The sequence below is a fragment of the Streptomyces sp. NPDC058371 genome (assembly GCF_042723265.1).
GTDB lineage: Bacteria > Actinomycetota > Actinomycetes > Streptomycetales > Streptomycetaceae > Streptomyces.
Map to the genome: position 1 here is coordinate 66,357 of NZ_JBHXJC010000009.1, position 17,900 is coordinate 84,256.

At 67.3% G+C, this 17,900-nt stretch carries 26 protein-coding genes; 21 read left to right on the forward strand and 5 right to left on the reverse strand.

The annotated features are described in order from the left end of the window. Nucleotides 1–53 precede the first annotated feature (53 nt). The 7 genes from ACFWM2_RS24925 (at nt 54) to ACFWM2_RS24955 (ending at nt 4,195) form a co-directional block, all read left to right on the forward strand. Nucleotides 54–356, forward strand: a complete 303-nt coding sequence (locus ACFWM2_RS24925) for a hypothetical protein (protein ID WP_383283906.1) — start codon at nt 54–56, stop codon at nt 354–356. A gap of 94 nt (nt 357–450) precedes the next feature. After that, entirely contained in the window at nt 451–690 is a 240-nt protein-coding gene (locus tag ACFWM2_RS24930; RefSeq protein WP_383283909.1) for a chaplin, read from the forward strand. A 192-nt stretch (nt 691–882) separates the two neighbouring features. Further along, nucleotides 883–1,380, forward strand: coding sequence for a DUF5949 family protein (locus ACFWM2_RS24935; RefSeq protein ID WP_383283912.1), 498 nt, complete (start codon nt 883–885; stop codon nt 1,378–1,380). Next, nucleotides 1,380–1,976, forward strand: a complete 597-nt coding sequence (locus ACFWM2_RS24940; RefSeq protein WP_383283915.1) for a vitamin K epoxide reductase family protein — start codon at nt 1,380–1,382, stop codon at nt 1,974–1,976. Before ACFWM2_RS24935 ends, ACFWM2_RS24940 begins: the two co-directional genes overlap by 1 nt. Before the next feature lie 172 nt (nt 1,977–2,148). After that, on the forward strand, nt 2,149–2,652 hold the full coding sequence (locus tag ACFWM2_RS24945) for a hypothetical protein (RefSeq protein WP_383283918.1): 504 nt from the start codon (nt 2,149–2,151) through the stop codon (nt 2,650–2,652). A 95-nt stretch (nt 2,653–2,747) separates the two neighbouring features. Then, nucleotides 2,748–3,242, forward strand: coding sequence for a tyrosinase cofactor (locus ACFWM2_RS24950; RefSeq protein ID WP_383283921.1), 495 nt, complete (start codon nt 2,748–2,750; stop codon nt 3,240–3,242). Nucleotides 3,243–3,328: 86 nt separating this feature from the next. Then, on the forward strand, nt 3,329–4,195 hold the full coding sequence (locus ACFWM2_RS24955; RefSeq protein WP_383283924.1) for a tyrosinase family protein: 867 nt from the start codon (nt 3,329–3,331) through the stop codon (nt 4,193–4,195). A 77-nt stretch (nt 4,196–4,272) separates the two neighbouring features. Here ACFWM2_RS24955 and ACFWM2_RS24960 read toward each other — a convergent pair whose 3' ends face one another. The 3 genes from ACFWM2_RS24960 to ACFWM2_RS24970 form a co-directional block, all read right to left on the reverse strand. Next, nucleotides 4,273–4,548 (reverse strand): chaplin, encoded by a 276-nt coding sequence (locus ACFWM2_RS24960; RefSeq protein ID WP_383283926.1) that lies wholly within the window; start codon nt 4,546–4,548, stop codon nt 4,273–4,275. 598 nt (nt 4,549–5,146) lie between these two features. Next, nucleotides 5,147–5,548: a hypothetical protein gene (locus tag ACFWM2_RS24965; protein WP_383283929.1), complete on the reverse strand. Its 402-nt coding sequence runs from the start codon at nt 5,546–5,548 to the stop codon at nt 5,147–5,149. A 229-nt stretch (nt 5,549–5,777) separates the two neighbouring features. Beyond that, nucleotides 5,778–5,975, reverse strand: a complete 198-nt coding sequence (locus ACFWM2_RS24970) for a hypothetical protein (protein ID WP_383283932.1) — start codon at nt 5,973–5,975, stop codon at nt 5,778–5,780. 1,839 nt (nt 5,976–7,814) lie between these two features. On the opposite strand from ACFWM2_RS24970, the gene ACFWM2_RS24975 reads away from it, so the two are divergent. Next, entirely contained in the window at nt 7,815–8,885 is a 1,071-nt protein-coding gene (locus tag ACFWM2_RS24975; protein WP_383283935.1) for a hypothetical protein, read from the forward strand. A gap of 399 nt (nt 8,886–9,284) precedes the next feature. Then, complete coding sequence (locus tag ACFWM2_RS24980; RefSeq protein ID WP_383283937.1) at nt 9,285–9,845, forward strand: HD domain-containing protein; 561 nt, start codon at nt 9,285–9,287, stop codon at nt 9,843–9,845. Here the strand turns inward: ACFWM2_RS24980 and ACFWM2_RS24985 are convergent. Both ACFWM2_RS24985 and ACFWM2_RS24990 read right to left on the reverse strand, forming a co-directional pair. Continuing rightward, nucleotides 9,833–10,303: an NUDIX hydrolase gene (locus tag ACFWM2_RS24985; RefSeq protein WP_383283940.1), complete on the reverse strand. Its 471-nt coding sequence runs from the start codon at nt 10,301–10,303 to the stop codon at nt 9,833–9,835. The genes ACFWM2_RS24980 and ACFWM2_RS24985 overlap by 13 nt on opposite strands. 34 nt (nt 10,304–10,337) lie before the next feature. Beyond that, a complete protein-coding gene (locus ACFWM2_RS24990) occupies nt 10,338–11,069 on the reverse strand; it encodes an XRE family transcriptional regulator (RefSeq protein ID WP_383283942.1) in 732 nt (243 codons plus the stop codon). A gap of 154 nt (nt 11,070–11,223) precedes the next feature. Here ACFWM2_RS24990 and ACFWM2_RS24995 point away from each other — a divergent pair, with 154 nt between their 5' ends. The 12 genes from ACFWM2_RS24995 (at nt 11,224) to ACFWM2_RS25050 (ending at nt 17,848) form a co-directional block, all read left to right on the forward strand. Next, complete coding sequence (locus ACFWM2_RS24995) at nt 11,224–11,577, forward strand: hypothetical protein (RefSeq protein WP_383283945.1); 354 nt, start codon at nt 11,224–11,226, stop codon at nt 11,575–11,577. A 14-nt stretch (nt 11,578–11,591) separates the two neighbouring features. Then, nucleotides 11,592–12,935, forward strand: a complete 1,344-nt coding sequence (locus ACFWM2_RS25000; RefSeq protein ID WP_383284588.1) for an FtsK/SpoIIIE domain-containing protein — start codon at nt 11,592–11,594, stop codon at nt 12,933–12,935. Between the two features lie 87 nt (nt 12,936–13,022). After that, complete coding sequence (locus ACFWM2_RS25005) at nt 13,023–13,205, forward strand: hypothetical protein (RefSeq protein ID WP_383283947.1); 183 nt, start codon at nt 13,023–13,025, stop codon at nt 13,203–13,205. Between the two features lie 69 nt (nt 13,206–13,274). After that, entirely contained in the window at nt 13,275–13,946 is a 672-nt protein-coding gene (locus ACFWM2_RS25010) for a DUF2637 domain-containing protein (RefSeq protein WP_383283949.1), read from the forward strand. A 22-nt stretch (nt 13,947–13,968) separates the two neighbouring features. Next, a complete protein-coding gene (locus tag ACFWM2_RS25015; RefSeq protein ID WP_383283952.1) occupies nt 13,969–14,160 on the forward strand; it encodes a mobile element transfer protein in 192 nt (63 codons plus the stop codon). 12 nt (nt 14,161–14,172) lie between these two features. Beyond that, nucleotides 14,173–14,328, forward strand: a complete 156-nt coding sequence (locus tag ACFWM2_RS25020; RefSeq protein ID WP_383283955.1) for a hypothetical protein — start codon at nt 14,173–14,175, stop codon at nt 14,326–14,328. 24 nt (nt 14,329–14,352) lie between these two features. Further along, nucleotides 14,353–14,667, forward strand: a complete 315-nt coding sequence (locus ACFWM2_RS25025; protein WP_383283958.1) for a SpdD-like protein — start codon at nt 14,353–14,355, stop codon at nt 14,665–14,667. A 90-nt stretch (nt 14,668–14,757) separates the two neighbouring features. After that, on the forward strand, nt 14,758–14,946 hold the full coding sequence (locus ACFWM2_RS25030) for a hypothetical protein (protein ID WP_383283960.1): 189 nt from the start codon (nt 14,758–14,760) through the stop codon (nt 14,944–14,946). Further along, entirely contained in the window at nt 14,939–16,306 is a 1,368-nt protein-coding gene (gene repSA / locus ACFWM2_RS25035; RefSeq protein ID WP_383283963.1) for a replication initiator protein RepSA, read from the forward strand. Before ACFWM2_RS25030 ends, repSA begins: the two co-directional genes overlap by 8 nt. Then, on the forward strand, nt 16,303–16,500 hold the full coding sequence (locus ACFWM2_RS25040) for a helix-turn-helix transcriptional regulator (protein ID WP_383283966.1): 198 nt from the start codon (nt 16,303–16,305) through the stop codon (nt 16,498–16,500). Before repSA ends, ACFWM2_RS25040 begins: the two co-directional genes overlap by 4 nt. Further along, a complete protein-coding gene (locus ACFWM2_RS25045) occupies nt 16,500–17,684 on the forward strand; it encodes a tyrosine-type recombinase/integrase (RefSeq protein WP_383283968.1) in 1,185 nt (394 codons plus the stop codon). Before ACFWM2_RS25040 ends, ACFWM2_RS25045 begins: the two co-directional genes overlap by 1 nt. Continuing rightward, on the forward strand, nt 17,657–17,848 hold the full coding sequence (locus tag ACFWM2_RS25050; protein ID WP_383283971.1) for a hypothetical protein: 192 nt from the start codon (nt 17,657–17,659) through the stop codon (nt 17,846–17,848). Before ACFWM2_RS25045 ends, ACFWM2_RS25050 begins: the two co-directional genes overlap by 28 nt. Nucleotides 17,849–17,900: the final 52 nt, after the last annotated feature.

The following is a 17,900-nucleotide window of genomic DNA, read 5'->3' on the forward strand; positions in this document are numbered from 1 at the left end:
TGCCTGTGTGAAAATTCCCTCTGGCGACGTGAGTTGCCGAAGAAAGGAACACGATGAAGTCCCTGAAGGCCGCCGCTGTCGTCGCCGGGTCCCTGGTCGCCGCGGGCGCCGCCGCCCCCGCTTTCGCGTACGACTCCTCCGCGTTCACGCCCACCAGCCTGAACGGCGCACTGGAGACCATCACCAGCCAGCGCACGCTCAGCCTGGACACCCTGCAGCCCCTGCAGCACCAGTCGGACGCGCTCAACACCGAGAACAAGGACTCCGTGCTCAGCAGTGTGAACGGCGCGACGGACGCCCTGAACTCGGCCGGCGGCCCCACCGCCCTCCTCGGCGGACTTCCCCTTCAGGGTTAATTACTTCATTCATTTCATTTCACCGCGTGTCCTTACGGAACGACTTGAGGGTGCGTCCATAGGCTGGGGCAAATCCTCAAGGAAAGGACCGACGATGAACACTGCCAAGAAGGCCGCTCTGCTTTTCGCCGCTGCCGGAATGGCCGCGGGTGCTGCCGCGGGCAGCGCGCACGCGGACGCCGGTGCCCAGGGTGCCGCGGTCAAGTCCCCGGGTGTGCTCTCCGGAAATGTCGTTCAGATCCCCGTGCACGTTCCGGTCAACGTCTGCGGCAACACCGTCAACGTGATCGGTGCGCTGAACCCGGCGTTCGGCAACGCCTGCATCAACAAGTGACGTCGTACCGACGTTGAGAGGGCCGATTCCGCGTCTCGCGGAATCGGCCCTTCGCGTTGTCGGCCCTTCGCGTTGTCGGCCCTTCGCGTTGTTCGAAAAGATTCCCTCGTTCGTGTGGTCACCCTGCCCGGCATCACCCGGACGGGTGAGAACGCGGGCGGGTGAATTCGGGCCCGTCGATAGGGTTCCGCGGTGACCTCAACCTCAAGCGAAACGCGTCCTTTCCGCGCCGCCGACCTTGGCACGCTCGTCCTCATGGCCTTCAGCGGTGAGGCCCCCGACGGCGACATGCCCTACCTGCTCGCCTACACGCTGGGCGACGGCGCGGGCGGCCCGGAGGGCTCCACGGCGGCCGTCGTGGAGCTGCTGCGCAACAACGGCCTGTCCGTGGGCGAGCAGATCGTCGACGGTGCCCGGCAGCCGAGTCTGCCGCTCACCCTGCTGGTCGAGGCGGGGCAGGCTGTCGTCAACATGCCGTATTTCAACGCCCAGTGCACCGTGCCGCCGGAGTGGCTCGCCGCGATCGGCGAGCGCGGATACGCCTACTTCCTGTTCGCCACCCGTCCTTGGCCGGAGGCCGAGCCGGGCAAGCCCGTCGCGCCGGAGAGCCTGACCGCCTTCGCGGGTGACGAGGAGGTCCTGAACAGCGCGGCCCACGCACTCCTGCCCGCGCGCAGCCTGCGCGGCTGATGGCGTCCGTCGCGGGGCGGGCGGCGCGCGGCAGCCGCGCTTTCGCCCTGCTGCTGGTCGTCACGGGTGCGGCCGGTCTGCTCGCCGCATGGGTCATCACGATCGACAAGTTCAAGCTGCTGGAGAACCCCGACTTCGTGCCGGGGTGCAGCCTGAACCCGGTCGTCTCCTGCGGCAACATCATGAAGAGCGACCAGGCCTCGGCCTTCGGGTTCCCCAACCCCATGCTGGGGCTCGTCGCGTACGGCATCGTCGTCTGCGTCGGCGTGAGCCTGCTGGCCGGGGCGGCCTTCCCGCGCTGGTACTGGCTGACCTTCAACGCCGGCACTCTCTTCGGCGTCGGCTTCTGCACCTGGCTCCAGTTCGAGTCGCTGTACCGGATCAACTCGCTCTGCCTGTGGTGCTGTCTGGCCTGGGCCGCCACGATCCTCATGTTCTGGTACGTGACGTCGTTCAACGCAAGGAATCAGTTCCTGCCCGCCCCGGACCGGCTGAGAGTGTTCCTCGCGGAATTCACCTGGGTCCTGCCCGTGCTGCACCTCGGCATCATCGGGATGCTGATCCTGACCCGATGGTGGGACTTCTGGACCAGCTGATCATCGTATCCATGTGACAGCCGTACAAAGGATTTCCGTAGCGTCACATATCCGCATGGTCGTCGGTCCGACTACTGCGTCCGTCGGGGGAATCTTGCACTGATGCCGTTCTCAGGATCGTTACCCGGTACGGACGCAGAGCACCCAAATTCCGAAAGGGACCGTACCTGAGATGAAGTCGACCACTCGTGGAACTCTTGCCGCCGTCATGACCGGGGTGGCGGCCGCGGTCGGCGCCGCTGCGGCGACGCCCGCCGCCGCGGTTCCCATCCCCGTTCCGCTGGGCGGTGCGGAGCGTGCCCTCGGCATGGAGCTGCCCAGGGCCGGCGGCGAGCTGCCGTTGCCCGTGCCGGGCAGCCCCGAGGGACCGCGGTTCGTCACGGGCCGGCTGGTGCCCGACCGGACCCTGCCCCAGCTGCCGCTGAGCGGCGGGCTGCCCGGGGGGAATCTGGACGCACCCCTTCCGCAAGTCCTCGGAGACGACTTCGAGCACCTCGGGGTCAGCGCGCCCGCGGCCGACCTGAGGACCCTGACCCCGGGGCTGTCCGTGGACACCCCGTTGACCTCGCCGAACCCGAACAACCTGGGTCTGCCCGACGCGAAGCTCCCGCAGCTCGCCGTGCTCACCCCGCTGCTGCAGACCGTGCCGGCGGCGAACCTGGGCCTCGGCGGCTAGGGCCACACGGGGGTGGGGTCCGGGCGTTGGTTCGCCCGGGCCCGGCGCCCGTACACCGGGCGGTCATCGCCGCCGGATCCGACAAGGAGAGAACATTGTTCGTCAACAGAGTGTCGGTGACGTCGGCCAGCCCGGAGGAACCCGGGAGCAGAACCCGGCGCAACGTGCTGCGCGCGCTGTTCGCCTCGGTGGTCGTCGCGGTCGCGGTGCCGGTCGTCGCGGCCTCGCGGCCGCCCGGCGACCACGAGGTGGTGTCGGACCCGGACGACGTGGCGGACCGGTTCGACGAGACCTATCGCGGCCGCCGAATCCGCGGCACCTGGACCGGCTCGGCCGGCCGGGCGGCCTACGGCGGTGGCCAGTGGAGTGTCACCGTCGACGGACGGCCGCTGCATCTGATGCGGCGCGCGGACGGCACGTATCTGAGCATGGTCGACCACTACGAGTCGTACCCCACCCCCCTCGCCGCGGCGCGCGCGGCCGTCGACGAACTGGGCCCCTCACAGCAGTTGCGCGGCACGGCCGCGCACGGGAGCGGACACGGCGCAGCGGGTGACCCGGCGGGGAGCCATCATGGCGTCCACGCGTAGGCCGGAGGGGGCCACCGGGGTGGCGCACATGCGGGGGCCGGAGGGGGCCGGGTTGGCGCACACGCGCAGGGCAGAGGGGGGCCGGGATGGCGTACACGCGTAAGGACGTCAGCACGCTGACCCGCGCGGAGCGGCGGCGGTTCGTCGCCGCGATGCTGGAGGTCAAACGCCGCGGCGAGTACGACGAGTTCGTGCGCATGCACATCGAGTACTACGTCTCCGACGGCGAGGGCGGTCTGCGGGCGGCCCATATGGCTCCCTCCTTCTTCCCCTGGCACCGGCAGTTCCTGCTGCAGCTGGAGCGGGCGCTGCGGCGGGTGGACTCCGGGGTGAGCGTGCCGTACTGGGACTGGACGCGCAGCCGCGGGAGGTCCTCGGCACCCTGGACCGCGGATCTGCTCGGCGGCAACGGGAGGCGCTCCGACCACCAGGTCATGACCGGCCCCTTCGCCCACGTCCATCGCAAATGGACGATCAAGGAGGGGGTGACCGACATCGAGTACCTCACGCGTGACTTCGGCCGCCCCCACGACCCGATCGCACTGCCGACCAGCGATGAGCTGGGCCGGGCCCTGGACGACCCCGTGTACGACACCTCGCCGTGGGACTCGACGTCCTCGCAAGGGTTCCGGAACAAGCTCGAAGGGTGGGGGACCGGCACGGGCAACAGCGCCTGGCGCAACCACAACCGTGTCCACCGGTGGGTCGGCGGCCACATGCTCGGCGGCGCCTCCGTCAACGACCCTGTCTTCTGGCTGCACCACGCCTTCGTGGACCTCCTCTGGTACCGCTGGCAGCGGCGGCACCGGGGTGCGCGCTATCTGCCCGCGCGGCCGCCGGGCCTGGGCAGTTCGCAGCACGGACGGATCGTCGCGCGGCACGAGGCGATGCCACCGTGGCACGTGACGCCGGATCAGATGGAGGACGTGGGCCGGATCTACCGGTACGCGTAGCCGGTCGTCTTCCACGGGTAAGGCAGAGGCTCCCGGCGGTGGGACCGCCGGGAGCCTCTCTGCCTGGGGGCGCTGGTTCAGCCGCCGTAGCCGTAGCCACCGTGCTTGTCGTCGCTCTTGTTGATGCAGGTGTTGCCGAAGGCCGGGTTCAGCAGGCCGATGACGTTGACGGTGTTGCCGCACACGTTGACCGGCACGTGGATGGGGACCTGGACGACGTTGCCCGAGAGCACGCCGGGCGAGCCGGCCGCCACAGCACCGGCACCCGCGTCGGCCGTGGCAAAGCCGGCCCCGCTGAGCGCCACGGCGCCCGTGCCCAGGACGACAGCGGCTGCCTTCGCGATGCGAGACATCACGTTCTCCTTTGACTTGGTGAGTGCGGCTGCACGAGCGCGACCGCACTTCCCCTTCAACGCGCCGGTGCACCGCTGGTAACGGCGACCGTCACCGCGTCACCCTTTTTGAACAGGGGTTTCGGCTGCTTTCGGGAGGGGGGCCGGCCGGGAGGCGTGGGGTTGGTCAGCGCCCACCTCGGACGATGCCCCGGGCCGGTCCTGCAGGAGGGCCCAGATCAGTTCGACCGGACCGTGCACGAGGGGGAGTGGGGGTGCAACTGGGTGGGGTGGGGGCCGTCCGGGGGCCGGCCTACGGGGCTGGAGCGGTGTGCGCTGGGGTCGGCGCGGGTGAGGGGTCGGCCGGCCCGCGGCCCTCTCTGCGCGCGGCCATCCGGGGCGGTCCGGCATCTCCGGTCGGGGCAGACAGCCCGACCAGCAAAAAGGCCCTCCCGATGGGAGGGCGGGGAGTGGCGCCCCCGGCAGGACTCGAACCTGCGGCCAAGCGCTTAGAAGGCGCTGGGACGGTAGGGGAGAGGGAACCGCCTGAACTGCGCACTTCCGCTTGCGCTATTGGCTGGGGAGCTCGCTTCGACACGCATTCGACACAGCGGCGTCGCTACCAGTCACGCCACTGGTCCGTGAGTTCGTAGCGTCCCAAGCCGTGTCGTGCGGTCAGGGCAACGACGTCGACTCCCTGCTCGGTGAGGGCTTCGTCGATGTAGTGGCACAGCTGCTCGCGTTCGTCGGTCTCGTAAGCGGCACCGTCGTGCTCCTCGTTGACGGCGTTCAAGGCCAGGACAACACGCTGAACCGCAGCGAAGACGCGCTCATCGGCAGCATCTTGGAGTGCTGAGACATCGGCTTCGAACGCGTCCAGGACGCTGTCGGTGCTGGTGATCAGCTGCTCTGGGAACAGCTCAGCCATACACGCACAATCGGGATCCAGCGTGTCGGCAGCCAGCTCGCGCTGTTCCTTCTCGATGCCCTTGCGCCAACCTGTCGTGGGTCTCTCGCTCATGGGCGGACCGTACAGCTGGCCACTGACAACGCTGCTTGGTGATAAATCTAGACTCAATGGCAAGAAACACCCCATCTTGCCTGACGGCCACCCCTCGGGGGAAACCAGTTCGGTCAGGGTCCCGTGACCTGGACGTTCCCCGGTCACTCCGGTAGCTGACCTGTCACTGATTGTCGTCGCCGGTCACTGCCGGGCAACCTCGCACGGCCCAGGGACGGCCCAGAGGCGATCACTCGGCAGGCGGCTTCCACTCGTCGAGCCGGACCCTGACCTGGTGCTCGTTGTGGTCGTGCCACAGGACCTCACCCTCACGGCAGGCCCCGACAGCAGGCAGCTCCATTCCGTACGGCATCGCCGCTATCTGAGCCAGCACCACGGCGCCCGGGAGACCATCGACACGGATGAAGACGCCGAAGGGCTGGCGCACGACAACCTCCCCAGCAACGCGAGCCCCGACGGGTAGAGCTGCGACGGTTCCCGCCCAACTCTGCCGAACCGCGTCCGCTGCCGGCACTCCGGGAACCGCAGACCATCTGTATTCATCCATGGCTAGAGCATGGCCGCACCGGAGACTCGTCGACCGCCGCCTTGTAAGGGCGGGTGTGCGGGGCAGCGAAGGCGCGCAGGTCACCCCGAGTTCGGCGAGGGCCCAGCTCAGCGGTGCATCTCAACTGCGGCGAACCGTTGTTGACCGTGATTGACCGCATGACGTGGCACGTCTGTGGCACGGGGACTGCTTCGTCCCGAAGCAACTTGGGTGGGCGCTCGGCGTTGGGCTGGTGTGCCTCTCGCCTGTGCTGATAGTCCGCTGGCGTCCGTGCTCGTCCGCCGTTGTTCGTCGGCGTTGTCACGCAGTTAGACACTCACCTTTGCTGCTCTTCCGGTGCGGGGAACACCGGTGCGGGAGCACTGACGGCTGTCCCACGATCAGTCTGCCGACGACAGCCAGCCACGACGGTGGGCAGGTCAACCGTGACTGAGTGCATCTAAGTCGGTCACAAGCGCATCCAGCTCTGTCCCCTCTGCGTCCTGCAGGGCAGGGACGAGAGGGGGTAAGCCGGATATGGGCGATGGGCGGACGAGCGCAAGACTGGCACGGCTGCGGACTAGGCGGGATCGGGCAACGGCTCGTCAGGGCCACACAGCACGAAGGTGGCTTCGGGTCGACTGGGCCAGGCTCGGCACGATTGTCGCGATCATCGCGGGTATCGGCACCCTGCTCTTCACAGGCGTTGCCACCTACTACGGCGCGGAAATATCCAAGGACCAACTTCGCCAGTCACAGGAAGATGCTGAACAAGAATCTCGCGACCAGGCTATACGCATCTCTTTTTGGGTGGAGAGGGATGAGAGGGTTCACGTAGTAAACAGGTCCTCAGACCCGGTCAGCGCGGTCTTTGTCACTTTCGACGCCTGGTCAAGTGGGCGCCGCCTATCTCTCGGGCCGAAAAGAGTGGGAATCTCCAAAGTTCACTTCCTGGAGCTATATCAATACGTGCCGCCATGCTCGGAGATCGTTATTGCGAAGAAGGAGATGAGGTTCGAGAACCGGCAGACAGGTAAATGGGAGCAGCTCCCTGACCGGCGAGTCGTGTTTTATGAAATGAGTGTGCAGTTTGTGGATCGCGATGGCCTTAAATGGGTCAGAAGTATCGACAAGCTGACGCAATGGAAAAGGGGGAGTGATGGGCATTCCCACGGCAATTCGCTGACGGAACCGTTGCGAGGAATGCTCCCGGATGCCCCGGTTACAAAGTCAGTCGAGCCGTGCCACGGGAAGAGTTGATGCCGGATATTAAGAGTCAGGCCTACTAGCGCCAACTGCCCAGATTCATGGATAGGCCGCGTTAGATCCCTCGATGCGAACTGCGCACAGGGAGGTTGCTCAGGTCTGTCGAGCTGGTCGCTTGGGTGCCTGCGGTCGGTGATGACTGGCTGTGGTCGCTGTGGTCTGCTGTACAGCAGGGCAGCCTCTCCATGCCAGTTCTCCGGGTGCAGGCATAACCCTTCCAGTGTGGCAGATCAACTGCAGTTGCCCAGGCCGGAGCGGGGTGGGGGTGGTCACCTGTGGGTGGCGTCTGTCGGCGTTAGTCGGCTTCGGACGGCCCAGGGACGGCCCAGAGGTAGTGCACGCGACCACTGCGCGAATGAGAGCGGAGGTCGGCAGCCACGAGACGCAGAGCGAACAATGCCGCAACGGTCCGGGTGACGCACCTGGTCAGTGGCGTGGGTAGATCGCTTCCACGATGGCGGAGAGTTAAATTGCGTGAACAGACGAAAGAGTAGAGACCCGAAGAGATACCATCCCCCTCAGGTCTATCTTGAGGGAGATAGTGTGATTCTGCGCGAATTCCTGTACGTGGACACCGACAAGGTGAGGGCCATGCTGGCTCAACTTTCCGGAGGGGTTGCGGAAGAGGAGCACGAAACGAGTCGACACGAGAAACGGAACACGGTCGGCCCCAGAAGTGTCGCGCAACATCTACAGGTAACCGGCGAAGAGAGGTATACGCAGAAGTCACTGGGCGACGCTCTTTTCCCGACCCTCGAAGATGAGCTAGAGGCACAGGGCCTACTGCGTGACATTTCGGAAGAGGTGGCCGAGATTTCAGAATGGTCCTCTGGAAACTTGAGGCGGATCGCTCCTCCGGGTTCTCTGATTCGCGTCACAGCTATGGGGTCCCTTATGGATGCCCGCTACGCAGCGAGCGTTTTCTCTGGCTTTGCCTCGGTGGCTCTTGGACTACAAGGACTGGGTGTCGACTTCGGACCTGAAGCCCCTCCCACACCTCCCGGAAAAGGCAAAGCAAAGGGCCCTGGGTCACGGCCTGCAAAGCAGAATGCGGCAGACCCCGAAAGGCAGCTAGAGGACTCAATTCCGGATTTTGAGGGACCTGGTGGTGCTGACGGAAAGACCCTCCGCGCCATCACTCGCGTAGCTAGGGGTGTCTTCGCTCCGGGGCTCCACCTCAACCTTTTCCCGGTAGATTCCGGTGAAGCACTGATTAGCGCCCGGCTACAAGAAGGTCGACAGTATCTGGACACTGAAGCCGACATCCTATTCGCCCGCTACGGCATGGAGCGGCAGGAGTGGACGATGGTCGGGAGTATCGGAAGTTATGGCCCAGAAGATACGTCGATGCCCGACCTTGATTTCGTGCGTCCGGGCGGTGCCGTGGATCGCGGGAGCTTCGCTGAGGGGATTAACGTGCTCATGAAGCATCTGGGAGGCCTTGGTTTTGTGGACCTCCCTCAGCATCCTGGATTTTCCGTCATTCCGTTTGCCGTCTATCGGTCCATCCCGCGCAGCCCGGACTTGGTGGCGCTCCATGAGTGATAGGTCGGCGGAGCGGCTTTGGGCTGGAGCTGCTTTGGGGCGAGTGATCATGGCCCCGTAAGCTTCCGGCGCGTCGGGCAGTCTGTGGACCTGCCCGTTAAAGCACGACGTTGGGGCCATGATCTTCGAGGCTCGCCCCAAAGTGGCTGCCTAAAGCCGTGGAGCCGACCGCCCCAGCCACAGAGAGTGTCTCCCCCTTCATGCCCGCAGCCGCCGAGCGCGCCGCCGGGCGCGGCCAGCCGGGGCGAAGACAGGAGGCAGGCCGCGCCGCAGAGGCGGCGCGCGCCCGCGCCGTGCGCGGGCACTTGATGAAGTAGGGAAAGTTCTACCGCGTCGACATCAGTAACCGCTCGATCGTGGCCTGTCGACTCCCCGCCCGTCTCGGCTACCGTTTCATCCATGCCCTCTGTACTGGACACACCCCAAGGGGCGGCGGAACTCGCTGAGTCTCTGCTTCCTCCGCTCGGGAACCGCTGGCTGCATACGCAGGCCGTGGCCGCTCGGGCGCAAGAGATCGCCGTTGCCGTGTCTGAGGCTGACCGGAATCTCCTCGTCGCCGCCGCGTGGCTGCACGACATTGGGTACGCCCCCGAGCTGCGTGACACCGGCTTCCACCCCATCGATGGCGCGCGTCACCTGGAAACATTGGGCGCGCCGGTGCGACTCGTACGGTTGGTCGCCCATCACTCGGGGGCCGTGTACGAAGCAGAGCAACGAGGGCTCTCGGCGGAGCTGGCTGTATACGAGCGGGAAGACTCGCCGGTCCTGGACGCCCTGATCTCCGCCGACATGACGACAGGCCCCGCCGGGCAGTCCTTCGACTTCGATACCCGCATCGATGAAATCCTCGTCCGCTACGAACCGGGCAGCGAAGTGCACAACGCGATCAGCAAGGCGCGACCGTATCTCAAGGACGCCGTCGAGCGGACTCGTGCCCGCATGGCTCCTCAGCCGATGTAGGGCTCAGCGCGGGCGGCCAAGCCGTGCTCGATCCGCATCCGCATGGACGGGTGGACGTTCAGCTCGTCCAGCCTGCTCGGGTCCACGAACTCCACTTCCTTGCTCTCGCTGCTGGTCCGCAACTCACCGCCCGTGATCCGGGCCGTAAAACAGATCGAGAACTGTTGGCGAACCTCGCCGTCGTCGTAGGCCATGACGTGTCCGGGGTTCGTGTAGAGACCGACCAGGCCTGTCACCTCGACGTCGAAGCCGGTCTCTTCTTTCGTCTCGCGTACCGCCGCATCCGAGACAGACTCGCCAACGTCGACGCCACCACCAGGCAGGGCCCACAGGTCGTTGTCGGTCTTGTGGATGAGCAGGACTTCTCCGGCCTCGTTGCGCGCAACAGCTGTGACCGAGGGGACAATGCTGTTCGCCTTCGGAGCGTTGGGATCGTTGATGTAGTCGACGCGAGCCATGCCTCCAGCCTCGCACGACTGGGCGCCAGTGAGGCTAGATGGTCCGGCCTCGCTCCCATACGTAGTCGAAGCTCCGCATGTAGTGCCGGAAGGTGCGGGCTCCGGGGATGTAGCGGAAGTGCAGCACCGGGTTCTGACCTGCCGGGGCTCCGATGACGTGCGGGTTCACCAACACGTCGTCATCGAACCTGTAGATGGAGTTGTAGAGGATCGTGTCGTGGAGCCTGATCTCCACGCCCGGGGTCTTGGTCGCCGGTTCAAGGTAGCGGCGGGTTATCCGAGCGCGGGCAGCCAGGTCGTCGCCGATACCTTCCTCTTCGCCGCGTTGCCGGATCATCTGAGAGTCCGGGTCGCCGAGGAGGACACGAACCTGAGTGCCGGCGGTTGCCTTCTCGGCGAGCTGGTCCGGTAGGTCAGGGTGGCTGTCGAAGAGGAACAGGCCTGCATAGACGAGGATTTCGACTTGGTCCTTGGCCTTTTCGATCAGCGAGGTCCACAGCGAAGCCGGGACGGCGCCGCGGTGCGGGTAGTACGTGACCAGTTCGGACGTGCTCGCTGTCTCGGCCTGTTTCTCCACGGTCGGCCAGAGATAGACCTCGTCCACGCCAAGGAAGCTCGCAGCCTTCCAGCGGTGCCCCCGGTGCGGTGTGCGGTTCGCAGTGATCCACCGCTCGACACTCTTCGGGTCCACGCCAACGTGATCGGCAACGGACTGGATGGTCTCTGACTTGGTTGAAATGGCCGCGCGTAGACGCTCGTTCGCCATGGGATGCCCTCCCCGTAGGACGTAGGGACGTTTTGACGGTAGCCCAGACGTCCCCAAACGTCCATACGGACCGTGATACGTCCATGCCCTCTCGCGGTCTCCTGATCTCACCGGCAAGGCCGGTCAACACCTCTCAGGAGCAGGAGAACAGACGATGCGTCAGATTCCCGTCGACACCGTTAACGCGACCGTGATGGTTGCCAAGAGCCCGGAGCCCAAGGTCAAGGACCGCCGTACCGGTGAGATCGCCCTCGACAGGGACGGGGCGACCCTGATGACGGTGGAGGTCATGTTCTCCACGCCGGACGAGGTCGAGATCCTTAAGCTCACCGTCCCGCAGTCCGGCGTCTCCGAGGACCTGACCATGGGTACCCCGGTCGCCCTGACGGGCCTGGTCGCCTCGGCATGGGAGAACGAGTTCAACGGCCAGAAGCGGCACGGGATCGCGTTCCGTGCAGTCGCCGTCACCTCGCTGGCCGCCGCTGCTTCGAAGCCGAAGGCGGCTTGATCGTGACCGGGTTCATGGTCGCTCTGGTGCTGGTCGTCGCCTCCGCAGTGATCCTGCGGTGGCGGCGCCCCGCCTGGTACTGGCTGACCTTCGGAGTCGCCTTCGCCGCACTGCGCGTCCTGGTCCGCTACAGCTCGGTCATGGATGCCTGCGGGCTGACGGTTGCGCCTTCACGCTGGCGCCTGACGCTGGCCCGGGTGGCCAACCGGCCGGTTCCCAACTCCCGTGTGCCGCGCATCCTGCGACTGCGGGCGACCCGGACCGGCTTGGTCCTTCGGATCAAACTCCGGCCTGGACAGGACGCCTTCGACGTCTCGGCTGCCACGGACCGGCTGCGCCACTCCTTCGGCATGTACGGCGTGACCTCACACGAGGTGCGCTCGGGGGTGGTCGAAATCCGGATGACCGGCTACGACGTCCTCAAGCGGGTGCAGATGCCCGCCAAGACCGACCGCGCCCCCATGCGCATCCCGGTCGCCCTGCGCGAAGACGGCGCAGTCCACTACCGCGACTACCGCACCGTCCCGCACGGGCTCACCCTCGGCGCCACCGAGTCGGGCAAGTCCGTCTATCAGCGCAACCTAGTCGCCGGGCTCGCCCCGCACGATGTCGCTCTGGTCGGCATCGACTGCAAACAGGGAGTGGAACTCTTCCCGCTGGCCCGCCGCTTCTCCGCACTGGCCGACAACCCGGATGCCGCCCTCAACCTGCTCGAAGCACTCGTGACGCACATGCAGGGCGTCTACCAGCTCATCCGTGCCAGTCAGCGGATCACGGTGGATGTGCCGGATGCGGAGATCGCCGCCGACATCTGGGACCTGCCCCCCGAGGTGCGCCCGGTGCCGGTCGTGGTCCTGGTGGACGAGGTCGCCGAACTCGCCCTGTTCGCCAGCAAGGAAGAGGAGAAGCGCCGGGACCGGATCATCACCGCGCTCGTCCGGCTCGCCCAGCTCGGCCGTGCCGCCGGGATCTACCTGGAGATCTGCGGGCAGCGCTTCGGCTCCGAACTCGGCAAGGGCATCACGATGCTCCGTGCCCAGCTCACCGGCCGCACCGCGCACCGTGTCAACGACGAATCCTCCGCCAACATGGCCTTCGGCGACATCGCCCCGGACGCCGTCCTGGCCGCCATCCAGATCCCCACTGAGACCCCCGGCATCGCCGTCACTGGCGACGCATCCGGCGGCTGGGCCCGCATCCGCGCCCCGCACACCTCGCTGCGCGAAGCCGTGAACATCTGCAACCGGCACGCGGACCGCACCCCGGACCTGCCCGCACTCGCAGCCTTCCGTCCCGCGGTCGCCCCGCTGGCCCCGGCCCGTGTGCCGCTGTCCAAGACAGCCCCCGCCACCGCCTGACCTCTCCCCGCATCCCCGGTCGGCGCGACCACCTTCGCGCCAGGTCCCTACCCCCTCCATGCCCGCAACCGCCAGGAGGCATGACCCATGGCTGCACGTAAGGCCGCTGTCCGTAAGCCCCGGGTCAAGAAGTGCTCGGACTGCAAGGGCACCGGCGAGACCACCGAGACCGTCCGCGTCGGCTCCGCCCGCAAGGCCCGTGAGACCACCGACCGGCAGGCCGCTCTCTGCCTGACCTGCTTCGGGTCCGGCGACGCCCCCACCACCTGAGCACCCGCCGGGACCGGGCGGCCCGACCCCCGCCCCGCCCCGGCCCAACCCCTTGAAGGAGGTGAAGACATGCTCCGCTCAATCCGCCCGGACGCCGTCCTCGTGCAGGCCGTGATTGCTGGTGCCCTGTCCTTCGCCCACCTGCACGACCTGGCCGACGCTGCCGGACAGAGCGGCTGGAAAGCCTGGGCCTACCCCATCTCAGTCGATCTGCTCCTGGTCGCCGCCTGGCGACGACTGCGCAGTGACGGGCCGTCCCGGCTGGCCTGGTGCTGGTTCCTGATCGCCCTGGTGGCCTCGCTCGGCGCCAACGTCGCCACCGCCGGATTCCTCGACCTCGCCCACCCGCCCGCCTGGCTGCGCTTCGGCATCGCCGGATGGCCCGCCCTCGCCTTCCTCGGCGGCACCCTCCTCGCCCACTCACCCACAGCGGAAGTCCGGATGCCAGATCTCCCGGCGCCCGCAGCCTCCGCACCCGCACCGCAAATCCCGGAACCGGTGGCGTCCGTCCCGGCCCCGGAGCCCGCTGAGATTCCCGCGGCTGACACGACGCCGGCACTTCCTGCGGCTGAGGCTGCACCGGTTCTGCCCGCTGTCCCGGCCGCACTGGTCGATCACGCCCGCAAGCTCGCCGATGACCACCACGCCCGCACTGGCGCCCGGATCGACACCGACACCCTGCGCGCCCGTCTCGGCGTTCCGCCCCAGCTCGCCGACGCCATCGCCGCTCAACTCGCCTGACCCGAAGGGAGAACCACCCGTCATGCCTGCCCGCGACAACTTCCACTCCGTGATGCGGATCGGCCCCGTGCAGATCGGCACCCACCGCGACCGCCGCGGCCAGACCAAGCACGCCGCCGTGTGCACCAACGACCGCTGCGGCTGGTCCGCCGACTACTCCAGCCAGACCGCGGCACAGCTCGCCGCCCGCACCCACCGCTGCACCGTCCGCTAGGAGGCCCTCGCCATGGACGTCCCGCTCTGGCTCGCCCTGGTCGCCGTCGGCTACCTCGGCTGCAAGCTCATCCGCCCGCCCTGGTGGCTCGTCGCCGTGCTCCTCCTGGGCGGCTACCTCCTCGCCGACAGCGTGTTCGCCCCGCTGATCGACACCACCGTCAAGTAACCGTCCGCTGAAGGGAGATCCACCGTGTTCCGCCCCAAAGTCCCGACCATGCCCCAGCCGACCGGCCTCATCCCCCGGCCCACCGCAGTGCGGCCGACCGCCGTCATCCCGCACACCCCCACGGCCCCCGCGCCCCTGGCCCCGGCTCCGGCCCGCTCCACGGTCCAGCTCACCCCCGGCTCCGTAATCGCCCTCGTCGGCGGTGGCACGGCCGTGGTCCTGGTCGTCGGCGCCGTCCTGGTCTCCATGCTCCTCGCGGTCGCCATCACCGCCGCATCCCTCGCCATCTGCGCCCTGGTCATCCGCTCCCTGATCGCCTCGGAGAGCAAGCGCCGCTGACCGGCCCCCGGAGCGGCCTCTACCGCCAAGTTTCGTCCGCTCCGGGAGCCGTGCCCCACTCCGATCTCGCAACCGGAAGGAACCCCCAGCATGACGCACCGCACCCGCCCGTCGTCCCGGATCTGCCCCAACTGCGACGGCCACGCTTCCGCCGCCGTCACCCTCGGCGGACGCGACGCCCGTGGCCACCTGCGCACCATCACCGCGCACTGCCCGGCCTGCCAGGGCACCGGCACCGCCCACCGCCGTTCGCCCGTCCGGGAGGGTGCCCGTGTCTGACGTCCTGCTCGACCCGACCACCCTCGGCGACCTGCTGAGGGTGGCTTCGGCCTCCGACTTCGACCGCTGGCACGAGCAGATACGCCGCACCGGGGGCTGCGCCGACCCCATCCACCTCACCGGCTGGACGATCACCAAAGACAAGACCAGCGGCGAGACCCTGCACCGCTACTCGACCGAGAACGAGCCCGGCGGACGCCTCCGCGTCGCCTGCGGCAACCGGCGCGCCTCCCGCTGCCCGTCCTGCGCGTGGACGTACGCGGGAGACACCTACCGCCTGATCCGCGCGGGACTGGCAGGAGACGACCGCCGCGACATCCCCGCCACCGTCCGCGAGCACCCCCGCGTCTTCGCCACCCTCACCGCCCCCTCCTTCGGCCCCGTCCACAACCGCCCCGACCGAGGCACCTGCCGCTGCGGCACCCAGCACGCCCCGGATGACGAGACGCTCGGCACCGCCCTCAACCCGGCCACCTACGACTACGCCGCCGCCGTGCTCTTCAACAACCATGCGGGCGAGCTGTGGCAGCGCTTCACCAACCGGCTGCGCCGCGAGATCGCCGCCCGCGCTGGCCTCACACAACGGGAACTGAAGGAGTCCGCCCGCCTCTCCTACGGCAAGGTCGCCGAGTTCCAAAAGCGCGGCGCCCTGCACTTCCACGCCGTGATCCGCCTCGACGGACCCGAAGGACCCGACACCCCGCCACCGTCCTGGGCCGCCGTCGACCTGCTCTCCGACGCGATCCGGTCCGCCGCTGCCCACTCGTACACCTCGGTGTCCGTGCCGGCCGTTTCCGACCAGCCCGCCCGCACCTTCCGCTGGGGCACCCAGCTCGACGTCCGACCCGTCAAGGCCTTCGGGGACGGCTCCGACATCACCGAACAAGCCGTCGCCTCCTACGTCGCCAAGTACGCCACCAAGGCCGCCGAGAACACCGGCACCCTCGACCGCCGCATCGGCGAACTCTCCGAACTCGACCGCCACCAAATCCCTGACCACACCCGGCGCCTGATCCAAGCGTGCAAGCTCCTCGACCCGGTCTATCCCGACCGGCGCATCTGGGCCTGGGCACACATGCTCGGCTTCCGCGGCCACTTCTCCTCGAAATCCCGCCGCTACTCCACCACCCTCGGCGAACTCCGCCAGACCCGCGCCGACTTCCGCGCCGACCAAGAACGCGAAGCCCTCGGCCTGGACGACCGCGAGCCGGACACCGTCCTCGTCCTCGCCGACTGGCAGTACGCCGGACACGGCCACACCCCCGGCGAATCCGCCCTCGCCGCCACCATCGCCCGCGACCTCCAACACAACCGCGAAACCGCCCGCGAAGCCCTGCTCAGTGAAGGGAGCGCAACATGACCACCGTCGTCCGATCACGCGCCATGCTCACTCTCCCTGAGGTCTGCGAAGAGCTGGGTATCTCGCGCTCGACTTTCTACGACTGGCGGGCCAAGCGGCGTGCACCGCGCTGCATAAAGCTCCCGAACGGCGACCTTCGGGTTCGGCGGATCGAGCTGGACCACTGGCTCGACGACCGTGAGGACGTCGCCTGATGGAGACGACGTACGACGTCAAGGTCTACAAGATCCTTACGTACAAGGGTGCGCGAAAGACCACGTACACGGTGCGCTGGGTGGTCGCTGGGAAGCGTTGGCGTGAGCCGTTCGGGACGGTAGCTCTCGCTGAAGGGTTCCGCTCCGAACTGATCCAAGCCACGGGTAAGGGTGAGGCCTTCGCCGTTGCGACAGGATTGCCGGTGTCCCACCGTTCCAAGTCGGCCGCGATGAGCTGGTACAAGTTCGCCGTTCAGTACGTGGATGCCCGGTGGTCGCAACTCGGAGGCAACAGCCGCAAAAACACCGCGAAGACTCTCACCGCGGCGACGATCGCTCTCCTTCGTGCTCAGCCCACCCAGTTCGATCCTGTGGCAGTGCGCACGGCTCTGCGGGAGTGGGCGTTCAACGTCAATCGTCGGCCAGAGGCTCCGCGGGATGTCGTGACGGTCCTCAGGTGGGTTGAGCGGAACTCTCTTCCGGTCTCGGCCTGGGAGGACTCCGAGAAGGTTGACGACGTCCTACAGGCCATAGACACCCGGCTCGACGGCAAGCAGGCGGCGGCCTGGTCCCGCAAGCGCAACCGCCGCATCCTCAACGTGGTCATGAAGTACGCGGTCCGGCGCCGCATCCTTCGGGCGAACCCCCTCCCCAAGGGCAAGGAAGCGGCGACGGCCACCAGGACCACCAGTGCCGTGGATAAGCGGTGCTTGATGAACTCTGATCAGGTGGCGGCGCTCCTCGGTTGGGTCCGGAACCGTTCCCGCGGCGGTAAGCGGCTGCACGCCTTCTTCGCCACGCTGTACTACTGCGGGCCCCGTCCCGAAGAGGCCGTAGCCCTGCGGGTTTCGGACGTGAACCTGCCGGATGCTGACGCCGGTGACCAGTGGTGCGAATTGCTGATCCACACCGCGACACCGGAAGTCGGCAAGCAGTGGACCGACACAGGAGAGATCCACGAAGAGCGGGATCTCAAAGGCCGCGCTGAGGGGGACACGCGCGCTGTGCCAGGACACCCGGTTCTGACTCGCGTCCTGCGACAGCACATCGAAGACGAAGAACTCAAGCCGGGCGATCTCTTGTTCCAGGGTGAGAAGGGCAGCGTCCTCGCGGGCTCTGTCATCCGTCGGGCTTGGAGTCGCCGACGGGGAAGCGCGTGTACGACATCCGACACACCCGCCTGACCAAGTGGCTCAACGACGGCATCCCACCCGCGCAGGTAGCCGAGTGGGCTGGAAACAGCGTGCCTGTGCTCTTGGCGGTCTACGCCCGCTGTGTCGAAGGTCAACTGTCGGATCTCAAGAAGCGGCTCGAAGCTGCTGGGGATCTTCCCGATCCCAGCGACTGATCCGTTGCCGAGAACTTCGACACGTATTCGACACAGCGACCCGCAGAAACCC

Coding starts and splice junctions, on each gene's coding strand:
- ACFWM2_RS24925 (WP_383283906.1), top strand. CDS start 54: ATGAAGTCCCTGAAGGCCGCCGCTGTCGTCGCCGGGTCCCTGGTCGCC.
- ACFWM2_RS24930 (WP_383283909.1), top strand. CDS start 451: ATGAACACTGCCAAGAAGGCCGCTCTGCTTTTCGCCGCTGCCGGAATG.
- ACFWM2_RS24940 (WP_383283915.1), top strand. CDS start 1,380: ATGGCGTCCGTCGCGGGGCGGGCGGCGCGCGGCAGCCGCGCTTTCGCC.
- ACFWM2_RS24945 (WP_383283918.1), top strand. CDS start 2,149: ATGAAGTCGACCACTCGTGGAACTCTTGCCGCCGTCATGACCGGGGTG.
- ACFWM2_RS24955 (WP_383283924.1), top strand. CDS start 3,329: ATGGCGTACACGCGTAAGGACGTCAGCACGCTGACCCGCGCGGAGCGG.
- ACFWM2_RS24960 (WP_383283926.1), bottom strand. CDS start 4,548: ATGTCTCGCATCGCGAAGGCAGCCGCTGTCGTCCTGGGCACGGGCGCC.
- ACFWM2_RS24965 (WP_383283929.1), bottom strand. CDS start 5,548: ATGAGCGAGAGACCCACGACAGGTTGGCGCAAGGGCATCGAGAAGGAA.
- ACFWM2_RS24980 (WP_383283937.1), top strand. CDS start 9,285: ATGCCCTCTGTACTGGACACACCCCAAGGGGCGGCGGAACTCGCTGAG.
- ACFWM2_RS24985 (WP_383283940.1), bottom strand. CDS start 10,303: ATGGCTCGCGTCGACTACATCAACGATCCCAACGCTCCGAAGGCGAAC.
- ACFWM2_RS24990 (WP_383283942.1), bottom strand. CDS start 11,069: ATGGCGAACGAGCGTCTACGCGCGGCCATTTCAACCAAGTCAGAGACC.
- ACFWM2_RS24995 (WP_383283945.1), top strand. CDS start 11,224: ATGCGTCAGATTCCCGTCGACACCGTTAACGCGACCGTGATGGTTGCC.
- ACFWM2_RS25000 (WP_383284588.1), top strand. CDS start 11,592: ATGGTCGCTCTGGTGCTGGTCGTCGCCTCCGCAGTGATCCTGCGGTGG.
- ACFWM2_RS25005 (WP_383283947.1), top strand. CDS start 13,023: ATGGCTGCACGTAAGGCCGCTGTCCGTAAGCCCCGGGTCAAGAAGTGC.
- ACFWM2_RS25010 (WP_383283949.1), top strand. CDS start 13,275: ATGCTCCGCTCAATCCGCCCGGACGCCGTCCTCGTGCAGGCCGTGATT.
- ACFWM2_RS25015 (WP_383283952.1), top strand. CDS start 13,969: ATGCCTGCCCGCGACAACTTCCACTCCGTGATGCGGATCGGCCCCGTG.
- ACFWM2_RS25020 (WP_383283955.1), top strand. CDS start 14,173: ATGGACGTCCCGCTCTGGCTCGCCCTGGTCGCCGTCGGCTACCTCGGC.
- ACFWM2_RS25030 (WP_383283960.1), top strand. CDS start 14,758: ATGACGCACCGCACCCGCCCGTCGTCCCGGATCTGCCCCAACTGCGAC.
- ACFWM2_RS25040 (WP_383283966.1), top strand. CDS start 16,303: ATGACCACCGTCGTCCGATCACGCGCCATGCTCACTCTCCCTGAGGTC.
- ACFWM2_RS25045 (WP_383283968.1), top strand. CDS start 16,500: ATGGAGACGACGTACGACGTCAAGGTCTACAAGATCCTTACGTACAAG.